This is a genomic window from Acinetobacter sp. SFB (assembly GCF_001647545.1).
Taxonomy (GTDB): Bacteria; Pseudomonadota; Gammaproteobacteria; order Pseudomonadales; family Moraxellaceae; genus Acinetobacter.
This window is the reverse complement of sequence record NZ_LSZH01000016.1, coordinates 80,694-94,255: the sequence shown is the minus strand read 5'-3', so window position 1 is coordinate 94,255 and position 13,562 is coordinate 80,694. Positions and strand designations below refer to the sequence as shown.

Sequence of the window (13,562 nt, the reverse complement as noted above, 5' to 3'; positions counted from 1 at the left end):
AATTTAAAAATTAATATTTAATAAATTATTGTTTTTTATGATTTTTAAAAAATAAACCCAGCTTTATTCTCAACCATTTCATACTAGCTTAACGGCTTTATACAATTACATATTGGGTAATCCGCTTTTCTGCCTTGCATTGCTGCTTGCGAGAATAAAAATCCTTAACATGAATTTTACTCATCTTTGCATTAGATAAAATCATTTTCATTCATGTATTCGTTCGAGTATAAATCTCCTCATTCAGAAATTTATATTTTCTCTCAGAGATTAGGGTAGCGGATTATCATGAGTAATAAGTTTGCATGTTCAATTAAACGCATTCGTTTTGACGAAAATTATAAACCAGCTGACAATACACGTCAGACCACAAATTTCGCCAATTTAGCGCGTGGTGAAAGTCGCCAAGAAAACTTACGTAAAACTTTAGCGATGATCAACAACCGCTTTAATAGTCTGGCAACCGTCGATAACCCTAAAGGTGATCGTTATTCACTTGAAATTGACATTATCTCCGCTGAACTCGATATTGAAGGGAATGGAAATACTTTTCCATTCATTGAAACACTCAAAAGCACGATCATCGACCATCAAACTAATGAACGTATTGAAGGCATGATTGGTAACAGTTTTTCATCTTATGTACGTGATTATGACTTCAGTGTGGTATTGCCAACGCTTGGCTGCAAGTTTAATGAAAAGCCAGAAAATTTCGGTGATTTACATGGAAAATTATATAAACACCTTGTGAACTCAGAAGTATTCAAAGCTGAATTTAAAAAACAGCCTGTGATTTGCCTGAGCGTATCAACAACGAAAATATACTATCGCACAGCCAATGTACATCCAGTTTTAGGTGTGGAATACACCAACGATGACTATTCACGTACTGATGAATACTTTGCCAAAATGGGCTTAAGCGTTCGGTACTTTAAACCTGAAAATGCGAATGCACCTCTTGCATTTTACTGTGCTGGCGACTTGCTTCGTGACTACACAGATTTTGAATTAATCAGTGCCATCAGCACCATGGAAAGTTTCCAAAAGATTTATCGCCCTGAAATCTATAACACCAATTCACCTGCAGGTGTGGTGTATCAGCCAAGCTTGAGCTATAGCGACTATTCTTTAACTCGCATCGTGTATGACCGTGTAGAACGTGGCGAACTTGCAGTTAAACAAGGTAAATGGACAGAAGAAAACTTCATCAAGCCATATAAAGAAATTCTTGATGAATGGGCTACTAATTTTCAAGAAGACACTGCTCAGCAAAATGCTGCTTAAGACACTGAACTTATCTACAGATTTATGACTTACAGAAAGAAGATAAAACATGGCGATTTTACTCCCAACATCTACTGCAGGCAGCTTACCGAAACCATCTTGGTTAGCAGAACCAGAAAAGCTTTGGTCAGCATGGAAACTTGAAGGGGAAGAACTTCTTGAAGCTAAACGTGATGCTTTAAAACTATCATTACATGAGCAAGTTCGTGCGGGTATTGATATTGTCAGTGATGGTGAGCAAACTCGTCAGCACTTTGTCACCACGTTCATTGAGCATTTAGAAGGTGTTGATTTCGAAAAGCGTGAAACTATGCGTATTCGTAACCGTTATGATGCAAGCGTGCCATCCGTAGTGGGCGAAGTTTCTCGTAAACAAGCAGTGTTTGTTGAAGATGCAAAATTCTTACGTAGCCAGACCGACCAGCCGATTAAATGGGCATTACCTGGTCCAATGACTATGATTGACACTCTCTACGATGGTCATTACAAGAGCCGTGAAAAGTTGGCTTGGGAATTTGCGAAAATTCTCAACCAAGAAGCCTTAGAATTACAAGCTGCTGGTGTAGATATTATTCAATTTGATGAACCAGCGTTTAATGTCTTCTTTGATGAAGTGAATGATTGGGGTGTAGCGACTTTAGAACGTGCACTTGAAGGTCTTAAATGCGAAACGGCAGTACATATTTGTTACGGTTACGGTATTAAAGCCAATACAGATTGGAAAAAGACTTTAGGTAATGAATGGCGTCAATACGAGCAAGCATTCCCTAAACTGCAACAGTCAAAGCTCGATATCATTTCATTAGAATGCCAAAACTCGCGTGTGCCAATGGATTTGATTGAATTGATTCGTGGAAAGAAAGTCATGGTTGGCGCAATTGACGTGGCAACCAATCAAGTTGAAACGCCTGAAGAAGTCGCAAATACACTACGTAAGGTGCTTCAGTTCGTCGATGCAGACAAACTTTATCCTTCAACCAACTGCGGTATGACCCCTTTATCTCGTCAAGTCGCTCGCGGCAAACTCGAAGCATTAAGCGCTGGTGCTGCCATTGTTCGTCAAGAACTTGAGGCTTAATCCAACGTAGTCTAAAGCAAGGCAGGGTAAATGGCTGTTCATGAATTCTGCCTTAAGCATAAGCACGTTTATATATTTGAGATGAAAGAGATGATTGAAGCAACAGACTTTAGAAATGCAATGTCATTATTAACGACTGCAGTCAATGTAATTACCACAGAAGGTGTAGCAGGTATCCATGGTTTTACAGCATCTGCAGTATGTAGTGTCACCGATACACCACCGACATTATTGGTCTGTATGAATCAAACTTCCCGTTCGCATGCACACTTCGTTGAAAATAAAATTTTAAGTGTGAATGTGTTGGGTGCTCAACATGAACAGGTTTCAAATGCATTTGCTTCAAGTAAATTCAGTTCTGAAGATCGTTTTAAACTCGGTTCTTGGAATACTCTTGAAACAGGTTCACCTGTTTTAGAAGATGCTTTAGTCAGCTTCGATTGTGAGATTGAACAGATTCAAGAAGTTGGCACACATAGCGTATTTATGTGTCGCGTGGTTGCGATTAAACAAAGTCAGCAGGATGAAAGTTTGGTTTATTTCAATCGTTCTTACCATCAGGTGGGTCAAATCGAAATCGCTTAAGTCAATTGTCTAACGATCATCAAACCATAAAGTAAGTATTCTGTGGAATTGATCAGTTTTTATTTGTTGCTGCATTAGCCGGATTCGCTGCTGGGCTGCTTTCTGCAACAAATTTATAAAGGATTAATGGTTTTTTGTGTTCAGGGTTGCTTCTACGATGTTGGCAGGTTCAAAAAAGCGCGTAGGTCAGAAGCAAGTATTTCTATGAATGACTAAACAAATTTTTTCAGGTAGGGGATAGAGGGGGTGAACAGCCACCGATTTTTTAGACACTTTAAGTTAGATAAAATGACTAATTAACGAGGTGTTTATGAACAGCAGTACACGATATCCAGAAGAATTCTAAGTTGATGTAAAAGTGGTGCTGCGGTACATCGGTTCAAGTGAGCTAAAAGAAATTTAAAATTGATTTCTACAGGATTTTTTGTCCTTACAGCTAAAGATTATAAGGGTACAGAGGCATTTTATTATAGTCCTGTATTCTGATTAAATTAAAAAAATACTGCGAGTTGGATTCTGAATTAAAATTTCATAATTGAGAGATCAGGAAATAAGCACAGGGAATGAGTATATATTCGGAAAGCTGAAAAAATTTCAAAATATTTGCAGCATATGATCAAAAATGAAGGAAAAGATGGAAGCTTAGATTCAACTTCATGACCGGATTTATAATAGATGATGCAGTAAAATCGAGTTATGAAATAAGTTTAAGATGTAACCATCTTTCAGAAAAAAGCACGAATAGAGATGTATAAGATACTCTTTTCGTTTATCTTTAGAGGGGCATATTCGGACTAGAATTCAGATTATCATCAATCTATATCGGGTTTCTTCCGCCGCAGTTTAACTGCTTAGGTTTATGCGACCTTTCAATAGAGTTTGATAATTAACTAAAATGAAAAGATACAAATTGATGGGCTAACAATACTTTGCCATTTAAGGCCCTAAGCTTTTAATTCGAACTGGAGATGCTCCTTGCGTGCTAGCCGCTATAAATATTTGATCATCATATTGCTTGTACTTGCAGTAGGTTTTGCGCTATTTCGCTGGTGGCAGGGGCCAGTATTGCCAAGTTATACCGTACGCTCCATGCCTTTGGTGCAAAATGTCGTCGCGACCGGGCGAGTGGCCACGGTTTCGCGTGCTCAGGTCGGCAGTGAAATTAGCGGTGTGGTTCTTCAACGGCTGGTACAGGAAGGAGACCAGGTTTCACTGGGTGACCTGTTGGTGGTTCTGAAATCGGATGAGCTGCTTGCCCAGGTGCGGCAGGCTGAGCTTAAACTAACCGAATTGGCAACCAGCACACGGCCACAGGCAGTGGCAGAGTTGGCCAGTGCTAAAGCACAACTGGAACAGGCAAGTCGTGAAGCAGTACGTAGACGCAATGCAGCAGCAGGCATCCTGTCGGCTGAAGAAATAGAGCAGGCGCTAGAAGCAGAAAGAGTCGCGCGCAACAATTATGAAACGGCACGCTTAAAAGTGGCATCACTGGCACCGGGGCAAGTCGAAGAAGCTTCACTTCGTCAGCAACTTGCAGTGGCGCAGGCTCAATTGGCCAAGACAAAAATTCGGGCTGCGGTGACAGGCACTGTACTCACACGTGATGTGGAGCCGGGTGATTTAGTCCAACCTGGGAAAACCTTATTTACGATTGCATTGAAGGGTAATACAGAAATCCGGGTGCCGCTGGATGAGCGCAATTTACCCCAACTGGCCTTGCAGCAAAATGCAACGGTCATTACCGATGCTTATCCAGATCAATCTTTTCCGGCCCGTATCAATTTTATTGCACCGAGCATTGATCCTCAACGTGGCACAGTCGAGGTCAGATTAACTGTGAATCCCGTGCCTGATTTTTTACGTCAAGATATGACGGTATCGGTTAATGTCGAGACCGATAGACGAGCGCGAGCACTCACCGTTCCCAATGATGCTTTAAGCGCTATTAAGGGAAATAAGGCAGTGGTATTAAGGGTAAATGATGGAAAAATACAGCGTCAGCAGGTTCGTTTAGGCTTACGTGGTCTTGCCATGTCAGAAGTGGTGTCCGGTTTAAGTGCGGGTGATCAGGTACTGGCTGATGCAGAATCTTCATTAAAAGATGGAGCAAGAGTCCGTTTAAAGCCACAAAACACCTTATTGGTGAACCCTGCTGAGCATACCGACAACAAAAATGAATTACCGGTGAAATTCGATTGAAAAACTTTCTCGGACGGATTTGGACCGAATGGAAAATCGCGGTCAGTTTTTTGCGCGAGGGCCGTGCACAGTCCATTATGATTACTGTGGGTGTTGCAGTGGGCGTGGCTGTGATTGTTTTTATTAGTGCTTTGATTCATGGGTTGCAGTCGAATATTGTCGAACGTACTCTGGGCACCCAAGCCCATATCCGTTTGCTGTCACCGGATGAGGTGAACCAGATTGTACCGCCTCCTGCGGGGACTGTGCAATTGGTGCAGGAAGACAAGCGGGCACAGCGGCTGCGTTCGATCAATAACTGGCAGCAAATTACCGAAACCTTGGATCAGTTGCCTGTACTGACGGCGGTATCTCCCGTCGTGTCTGGACCGGCATTTGTCCAGCGGGGCGATGCAGTGGAATCGGTCGCATTGGTCGGTATCAATCTAGAGCGTTATCAACAGATCATTCCGCTGAAAAAATATCTGCTGAGTGGTCAGCTACGAGTGGGCGCCGACGATGTATTGATTGGCAGCCAGTTAGCCAAAGATCTGGGTGTACAGGTGGGTAGCAAGTTGCGCCTGGATACCGGTCAGCAAAATAGTGCATTGGTGAATGTTGCCGGAATCTTTGAACTGGGGGTACGGGAACTGGATGCACGCTATGTCTATCTGGACTTAAAACAGGCACAGTCCTTACTGGGTTTGCCAGGCGGGGTGACGGTCATTGACCTGACCATCGAAGATATTTTTGAGGCAGATCAAATTGCGGCACAGATAGGACGTTTGACCTCATTAAAAGCAGAAAGCTGGATCGAAACCAATGCGCAACTCATGAATGCGATTACAGCCCAAAGCCTGTCGACCAATATGATTATTGTCTTTGTCGCCATTTCAGTCGCCTTTGGCATTGCCAGTGTCATGTCGGTCAGTGTGGTACAACGCACCCGGGAAATTGGTATTTTACGTGCTACAGGTGCAACTCGATCACAAATTTTAAGAATTTTCCTGTTCCAGGGGGCAATATTTGGCTTGCTCGGTTCGGTGCTGGGCAGTGTGGTCAGTTATGGTCTGGTCTGGGTATTTAATAACTTTGGCCCGGGATTATTCTATATTCCGATTTCGATCGAGCTGGTGATGCTGGCATTGTTATTGGCCACAGTGACTGGCGTTCTGGCTGCAGCGGTGCCATCGCGCCGGGCAGCAGCGCTCGATCCGGTGGAGGCGATTCGTCATGTCTGATCAGTTGCAGGAAGTGCTGCGCCTAGAAGGGTTGCGTAAATCTTATAATATCGGCCAGCCCAATGAAGTTGAGGTTCTGCATGGCATTGATTTATGTATTGGTCGCAAGGACTTTGCTGCACTGATTGGTCCTTCCGGATCTGGCAAAAGTACCTTATTAAATATTTTGGGGCTGCTGGATAAACCTAGCAGCGGTGAACTTTATCTACTGGGACAACCGACCAGTGCGATGGAGGACAGCGGACGTACTGCACTGCGCGGCAACAGTATTGGGTTTGTATTTCAGTTTCATCATCTGATTCAAGCATTTACGGCATTGGACAATATCTTGATGCCGCTAATGATGACGCAGGGTAAACCGAATAAACAAGCGTTACAACGAGCGCGTGATTTGCTCGCTGCCGTTGGTTTGGAAAAGTTCGCTGACCGGAAACCGAATGAGCTTTCAGGGGGTCAGCAACAGCGGGTCGCAATTGCCCGGGCGCTGATCACTGAACCGGCCCTACTCTTGGCCGATGAACCTACAGGTAATCTGGATACCCAGACCGCTGCTGAAATGTTTGAACTGTTTCGTAAAGTACATCGTGAACGTGATTGCGCAGTGCTGCTGGTGACGCATGATCCACGGCTTTCAGCCACGTGTGATCGTACTATCAATCTGGTTGACGGTCGGATCGAAAGTGATTCAGCAAATGGCTAAGCAGAGCATTTATATTAAATGCCAGCTAATAAGAGCAAGAGTAAATATTTTATCAGACAGGTAAATTGTTGTTAACGAGCTTGGATTTAATCAAAGTGAGAAGATTGAAGGCATACATGAAGATTAGCAAACTTGCTTAGCACTTTTTCATCCATTAAAAAATAAACAACTTTTTGATTTATCAAAGAAAGGGGATACATTATTTATTTTGAGAAGTTAAGGACACGTGACCTCTCTCTAATCTTCTAGGCACACTAGGGAATTATCTAAACTGACCTAATCTACGGCCACATTTGGCAAGGATGAGGATATTGAAATTTCCTGCAATCGAATCAGGCAGCATTCGCATCTCGATAGGATGAGTGCAGAAGTATTTGAGGCAGCTCCAAAATAAGGATGTTCTTGTCTCAGTGACCGCGAGTCGATCAAAAAGTACTAGAAAACAAAGCTCTGATTTTTATCATGTGGATCATGCTGTTGATCTTCTCCTCCTGCCTCATGCTTTCAGGCTAAAAGGAACCTAATCATAGATGCCTTTTAGCTGAGATAACCATTAATACGAATAATACGCACCGATGATTAAGCGCATTGTTTAGGCTGTACCATATTGTTGATCGCTAGCACATCAGTCAAAACTTGATCTGACAGGAGATTTTCGGCTTTAATTAAAGCCAAAACGCTGTGACCCGATTCATTGGCTTGTTTCGCAATACGTGTTGTTGTTTCATACCCTAAATACGGATTCAGTGCGGTAATAATGCCAATTGAATTTTCAACATTTGCCTGACAATGTTCAGCATTTGCACGTATATTTTCAATACATTTATGTTGCAACATTTGCATAGCTTTGCCCAGCAAATCAATCGATTCGAACAGTTTGAAAGCAATCAAAGGCTCCATAGCGTTTAACTGTAACTGGCCTGCTTCTGCAGCCAAAGTAATGGCTAAATCATTAGCAATGACTTGATAACATACTAAATTCATGGCTTCTGGAATAACTGGATTAACCTTACCTGGCATAATTGAACTACCAGGTTGACGTGGTTCTAAATAAATTTCATTTATACCTGTGCGCGGGCCACTAGAGAGTAAACGCAAGTCATTGGCAATTTTTGATAGTTTGGTGGCTGTACGTTTTAATAAGCTGGATAATAAAACGAAATCGCCCATATCTGAAGTGGCTTCAATTAAATCAGGTGCGCTACTAATTTCTCGTTGGGTAATTTCCGATAATGCGGCAATCGCATACTCACGGTACTTGGCTTCGGTATTTATACCTGTTCCAATTGCAGTCCCGCCCAAATTCACGATACTTAAGGCATCCGGCATGATTTGATTAAGTTTGTTCAGATCATTTTGTAACGTGGTAGCAAAAGCGCCAAATTCTTGGCCTAAAGTCATCGGCACAGCATCTTGCAACTGAGTACGACCCATTTTTAGAATATGAGAAAACTCATCGGACTTATGTTTAAAACTTTGAATTAAGTTTAAAAATGGGGTGTTTAATTGATCTATTGCAGCAATTAAACCGATTTTAATAGCGGTAGGGTAAACATCATTTGTAGACTGGGACATATTAACATCATTATTTGGATGTAAATATTGATAGTCACCTTTTAAGTATTCCAAATACTCTAGACCAATATTAGCAAGAACTTCATTAATATTCATATTGGTTGAAGTACCTGCGCCGCCCTGAATCATATCTATCGGAAATTGATCATGATATTTATAATCAAAAATTTGTTGGCAAGCATATTGAATTGCATTATTTTTATTTTCGTCCAGCTTATTAAGTTTAAAGTTAGCATGTGCACATGCTGATTTAACCCTTGCAAGTGCATTAATAAAAACAGGAAACTGACTTAATTTGTTTTGACTTAAATTAAAATTTTCCACTGCTCTTAAAGTTTGGATACCATAATAACAATGAGCAGGAATTTCTTTATAGCCCAATAAATCTTTTTCAGTGCGTGTATTGATTTTAATGTTCATTTAAATAGACTCTAATTTCCAATAAATCCATATTAGAGTGCAGCGTATTTTTTTGCTAATGTAAAAAAATATTACTGCATGCATTTTTTGCATAATAGATTATAATTTATAAAAGTAGGTATTCAGGATTGATTATGACCTTGGAAATTCGATGGATTGAAGATTTACTTGCACTTGAGCAAGAACAATCGATCTCCCAAGCGGCAGAAATACGACATGTCACTCAATCTGCATTTACACGTAGGATTCAAAATATTGAAAACGCGTTGGGTTTCCAAATTTTAAAACGATATAGTAAAAATATTGATTTTACAGAAGCCGGACAAGTCTTATTGGCATCTTCAAAAAACATAAAAAATCAACTAGATACCACCCTTAAATATCTAGAGAGAAATGTGAAAAACAATGAATTAACGGTCAAGTTTGCAGTGTCTCACTCCCTAATTACACAGTTTTTCCCTCGCTTTATTCATGAATTATCCATCAACATGGAAGATTTAAAATTAGAAATTATTGCTGCTAATCTCAAACAAGGAATGCGCTTACTTAAAGACGGTTCGTGTGATTTTTTAATTAGTTATTGTGATCAAAAAACTTTACATCAACTTGATCTATCTTTTTTCGTATTCCATAAAATTTTTGAAATGGAAATACTGCCTATAACTGCATTAAATGAGAATGCTACTGCCCAATATTCATTTGAGCAGACCTTTCCCTTGTTGGCTTATAGTAAACAAGCCTACTTAAGAAACTGTGTTGATGAAGCGATTGAAAATAAATTAGATTATCGAACTTTATACGAAACAGATAATGCAAGTGATTTAAAAGAATTGGTTTTACAAGGTTTAGGTATCGCCTGGTTACCTAAATTATTGGTTGAAAAGGAGCTTGCTGAGAATAAATTAAAAATAATTGATTGTAATAAATATAATTTATTTCAAGATGTATATATTATTAGGCGTGAAATGGCATTCTCAAATAAAATTGATTATATTTGGAATACTTTAACAAGCCAGTCTAAGGAAATTTAAATTATTTGCTTGATGATTGCAGTCATCTAGATGATTTCGCTCTCTATTAAGGAATTTTTTCTGATACTTAATTTAACTAACCTAAATGATTTTAGATCTTTTTTAGAGTTATAAATATTTGCTTTTAAATATATCAAACTGGGTGTCCAAATCACCTATCCTTAATAATATCAGGTGATCTTAAAAACCTCTAGCACAATAAATCTATGCTCATTGTTTTTAAAATCACCTTTTAATATTATTTGCTAAAATTTTATAGATGCTTTATTGAAGTATCTTAACTATTATCGGCCAATCGATTTACAGGCATAAGCGTATCTACAACAACCTCTTCTTGTTCAGGAAGATCATGCTTATTTCCTTCAGTACGGGCAATCACCGCTGTAGCGATACTGTTCCCAATAACATTGGTGGCAGTACGTCCCATATCTAAAAATTGATCAACTGCCAAAATTAATAAAATACCCGCTTCAGGAAGTTTGAACATAGCAAGCGTTGAAGCAATCACCACAATAGATGCACGAGAAACACCAGCAATCCCTTTACTGGTGATCATCAATGTCAGTAATATCAAAGCCTGTTGGGCAAAACTTAAATCAATATTATAGGCTTGTGCGATAAACAATACGGCAAACGCCATATACATCATCGAGCCATCCAGATTAAATGAATAACCCAATGGAAGCACAAAACTGGTAATACGTTTGGGCACACCAAACTTAGCTAAAGCTTCCATGGTTTTTGGGTAAGCCGACTCACTACTGGCGGTTGCAAACGCCAACATGGTCGGTTCACGTACCATTCGCATTAATCTGAAAACATCTTTTTTCAAAAAGATATAACCGAAAGCAATTAAAATTGTCCATAGGATCAGCAATCCAACATAGAACTGTCCAATAAAAATACTGTAATCAAGAATTAACTTCGGTCCTTGAACAGTAATGGCGGAGGCAATTGCGGCAAAAACTGCAATAGGGGCAAAAGCCATCACATAATCGGTGATACGGAACATGACTTTACAAAGTTCGTCAATAATTCGGCCAATCACTGTAGCTTCATTATGGTGCTGAACATACGCCAGGGCTGAGCCAAAGAAAATTGAAAAAACTAAAATTTGTAATATTTCATTATTCGCCATCGCTTCTGCAAAACTGCGCGGGAAAATATGCGTAATAAATGTTTCTAAGCTTAGACTTGTAGCACTCACCCCGACATCTACCACCTCTTTCGGGATGCTGAGGTTCATACCCGATCCGGGCTGAAACAAATTTGCTAAGCCCATTCCAAGCAAAAGTGAGATAAACGATGCACCAATAAACCAACTCATCGCTTTTAGTGTAATTGATCCCAAAGAAGATGATTTTCCCATTGAGATTAAACCAGAAACAATCGTTGCAAAGACTAGCGGTGCAATAATCATTTTAATTAATCTTAAGAATACATCGGTAACGATTTTGAAGTAGGCTGCTATTTCCGTTACTTGAGCAGTCGTTAAAATATTATGAAAGGCCCAACCCACGAGTATTCCTGAGATCATTGCAAGCAGGATATATTTGAGCAATTTTTTCTGGTTCATGAAAATAGTTCCTTCTTTGCATCAAGTTGATTGCTTTCATAGCAAGGCATTGATGACATTCCATGTTGATCAATTTATATAGGTTTTGTTTTAACAAGCTGTATGCAAAATCATTGATTAAGCAATTAACTGCAGCAAGTGTCACTTTTTTTCGGCCAAAACGATAATGCAAAATTTAATTATGCTATGCAAAAAATGCATGGAATTATTATTTAATTTTAATTTATAAAGACGAATATTATTTTTGAACCAGAAGCAGTGTTCGAGTTTTTTCTTTTAATTTTGAATATTTAAGGAGTTTCATTCGGAGTCATAATTAAACGCTTACCGAGTCAAAACACAGAGTACAAGCAACCCTTTTTAGCTCTATTTCCCCTGTCTTAGGCACTTTCAAATCCGTTGTCTGTATCGGAGTCGCAATTGATAAAAGCGCTATGATGCTTTTGGCAAAGCGAGTTTTTTTCCTTGCGAATTAAAGATGCTTTAACAGGATAAATATTTGCATTCTAAATGAAAATTGAAACGTCGACACATGACTCAATCAGGGTGTGTATGACTTCGCCTAAATACGGCGCACAGCAGGCAGCAGTTTGTCATGACCTTGTGAGAGAATAAGTTTTTGACCTTCGAGTTTGTTTGACATAACAATAAGCTTTAACTCTAAACGCTATACTTTATCCTTTATAACAAAACACAAACTGCTGATAGGCTGATATTTTCTAAGGTTCAGCAGAGAGCAGTCATATTTGCTATAAATGTTCCAAATAAGAATTCTAAAAACAGATAGGGCTCTAATGAGCAACGTTCTCTATTAGCGGATAAGAAGTGCCTTCAAAAGATAGTTGTGTGTCTATAATTTTTGTGGCTATTCAAATTGTATGAGCGTGATGTGTGCAACTTTATTAGGCCACGACATTTGCTAAACTTAAAGAGAGTGAGAATTGCATAAAAATAAATAAATTTTTGAATATTTAAAGTCCAAATAAATATATTCAATAGCAGCTTAGGAAAACGAGAGAGTAATGGCTATGGATGCAAGTAAATTTGAAAATGACTACGTCACAGGACAGAAAAATAACAACTATAATGAAGTAATGGCTAGAATTGAGGAATTAAATCGGCTCGTACTGATCAGTAAAGAATGGAAAAAAGATTGCCATTACGGCTTTCATGCACGCGAATGCTTTGATGTCTGTTATGCAGTAGGTAAAGCAAAAGCAATTTTGGTTTATTTACATGCGGGATATTGGCAATCAAGAGATAAGAATCAATTTTATTTCATTGCCGATCAGCTCGCTGAACTGGGATATCATATCGCCATTATGAATTATCCTCTTTGTCCAGAAGTCAGTATTGAAAAAATAACAACCTCATTAAGTTATGGACTGTTAACGGTTAAAACCTACTTAAATGCTTCTTCTAACAACTTGCCTATGTATATTTGTGGTCATTCTGCCGGTGCTCACTTAACAACAGAGCTGGTATTAAATGCCAAAGAGAGAGTTCAAGATCAGTTAAATATTAAGGGGATTATTCCTATTAGTGGAATATATGATTTAGAGCCTCTAATATCTACCAGTTTAAACATCAATATTAAATTAAATCACATTCAGGCAAGAAATAATTCCCCGATATTAAGAGTAGCTAAAGACTTGGTGCCTGCCGAATTTTTTGTTGGCAATAATGAAACGCCTGCTTTTATTCAACAATCACAAGCAATGAAAAATCAATGGGAACTTAACGGAAATTCTGCAAATTTTACGATTCTTAAGAATAGCGATCATTTTAGCTTGCTGTTTCACTTCCTTAAAGATGGAGAAATCGTAGAATCGATTGAACGTTTGTATGGTTCTACAACTGTATGATTTTAGATAGTATACAAAAACCATTTTTC

The 13,562-nt window shown here is 39.2% G+C and carries 10 protein-coding genes and 1 pseudogene; 8 read left to right on the top strand and 3 right to left on the bottom strand.

Annotated features, from left to right (window positions below; genetic code table 11):
- Positions 1-288 precede the first annotated feature (288 nt).
- The 6 genes from AY606_RS13735 (at position 289) to AY606_RS13710 (ending at position 7,066) form a co-directional block, all read left to right on the top strand.
- Positions 289-1,284, top strand: coding sequence for a putative oxygenase MesX (locus AY606_RS13735; RefSeq protein WP_067869826.1), 996 nt, complete (start codon positions 289-291; stop codon positions 1,282-1,284).
- A gap of 49 nt (positions 1,285-1,333) precedes the next feature.
- Positions 1,334-2,362, top strand: coding sequence for a methionine synthase (locus AY606_RS13730; protein WP_067869823.1), 1,029 nt, complete (start codon positions 1,334-1,336; stop codon positions 2,360-2,362).
- 90 nt (positions 2,363-2,452) lie between these two features.
- On the top strand, positions 2,453-2,947 hold the full coding sequence (locus AY606_RS13725) for a flavin reductase (protein WP_067869820.1): 495 nt from the start codon (positions 2,453-2,455) through the stop codon (positions 2,945-2,947).
- Between the two features lie 975 nt (positions 2,948-3,922).
- Positions 3,923-5,146 (top strand): efflux RND transporter periplasmic adaptor subunit, encoded by a 1,224-nt coding sequence (locus AY606_RS13720; RefSeq protein WP_067869817.1) that lies wholly within the window; start codon positions 3,923-3,925, stop codon positions 5,144-5,146.
- Positions 5,143-6,366: an ABC transporter permease gene (locus AY606_RS13715; RefSeq protein WP_081408415.1), complete on the top strand. Its 1,224-nt coding sequence runs from the start codon at positions 5,143-5,145 to the stop codon at positions 6,364-6,366. Before AY606_RS13720 ends, AY606_RS13715 begins: the two co-directional genes overlap by 4 nt.
- A complete protein-coding gene (locus AY606_RS13710) occupies positions 6,359-7,066 on the top strand; it encodes an ABC transporter ATP-binding protein (RefSeq protein ID WP_067869814.1) in 708 nt (235 codons plus the stop codon). The genes AY606_RS13715 and AY606_RS13710 overlap by 8 nt, the downstream gene beginning before the upstream one ends.
- Before the next feature lie 579 nt (positions 7,067-7,645).
- On the opposite strand, the gene AY606_RS13705 is transcribed toward AY606_RS13710, so the two are convergent.
- The gene (locus AY606_RS13705; RefSeq protein ID WP_067869811.1) at positions 7,646-9,061 is read right to left on the bottom strand and encodes an aspartate ammonia-lyase; all 1,416 of its coding nucleotides are present in this window, start codon (positions 9,059-9,061) and stop codon (positions 7,646-7,648) included.
- A gap of 134 nt (positions 9,062-9,195) precedes the next feature.
- Here AY606_RS13705 and AY606_RS13700 point away from each other — a divergent pair, with 134 nt between their 5' ends.
- Positions 9,196-10,092 (top strand): LysR substrate-binding domain-containing protein, encoded by an 897-nt coding sequence (locus AY606_RS13700; RefSeq protein ID WP_067869808.1) that lies wholly within the window; start codon positions 9,196-9,198, stop codon positions 10,090-10,092.
- A gap of 277 nt (positions 10,093-10,369) precedes the next feature.
- On the opposite strand, the gene AY606_RS13695 is transcribed toward AY606_RS13700, so the two are convergent.
- Together AY606_RS13695 and AY606_RS16920 are read right to left on the bottom strand one after the other, a co-directional pair.
- The gene (locus tag AY606_RS13695; RefSeq protein ID WP_067869805.1) at positions 10,370-11,668 is read right to left on the bottom strand and encodes a dicarboxylate/amino acid:cation symporter; all 1,299 of its coding nucleotides are present in this window, start codon (positions 11,666-11,668) and stop codon (positions 10,370-10,372) included.
- 331 nt (positions 11,669-11,999) lie between these two features.
- Positions 12,000-12,311, bottom strand: a pseudogene (locus tag AY606_RS16920) (epoxyqueuosine reductase QueH); the annotation flags it as partial.
- Between the two features lie 379 nt (positions 12,312-12,690).
- On the opposite strand from AY606_RS16920, the gene AY606_RS13690 reads away from it, so the two are divergent.
- Positions 12,691-13,533, top strand: coding sequence for an alpha/beta hydrolase (locus AY606_RS13690; RefSeq protein WP_249409260.1), 843 nt, complete (start codon positions 12,691-12,693; stop codon positions 13,531-13,533).
- Positions 13,534-13,562: the final 29 nt, after the last annotated feature.

Bases quoted from the DNA above. Each gene is read 5' to 3' on its own strand.
- AY606_RS13695 (WP_067869805.1), bottom strand. From the start codon at position 11,668: ATGAACCAGAAAAAATTGCTCAAATATATCCTGCTTGCAATGATCTCA.
- AY606_RS13725 (WP_067869820.1), top strand. From the start codon at position 2,453: ATGATTGAAGCAACAGACTTTAGAAATGCAATGTCATTATTAACGACT.
- AY606_RS13690 (WP_249409260.1), top strand. From the start codon at position 12,691: ATGGCTATGGATGCAAGTAAATTTGAAAATGACTACGTCACAGGACAG.
- AY606_RS13705 (WP_067869811.1), bottom strand. From the start codon at position 9,061: ATGAACATTAAAATCAATACACGCACTGAAAAAGATTTATTGGGCTAT.
- AY606_RS13730 (WP_067869823.1), top strand. From the start codon at position 1,334: ATGGCGATTTTACTCCCAACATCTACTGCAGGCAGCTTACCGAAACCA.
- AY606_RS13710 (WP_067869814.1), top strand. From the start codon at position 6,359: ATGTCTGATCAGTTGCAGGAAGTGCTGCGCCTAGAAGGGTTGCGTAAA.
- AY606_RS13735 (WP_067869826.1), top strand. From the start codon at position 289: ATGAGTAATAAGTTTGCATGTTCAATTAAACGCATTCGTTTTGACGAA.
- AY606_RS13700 (WP_067869808.1), top strand. From the start codon at position 9,196: ATGACCTTGGAAATTCGATGGATTGAAGATTTACTTGCACTTGAGCAA.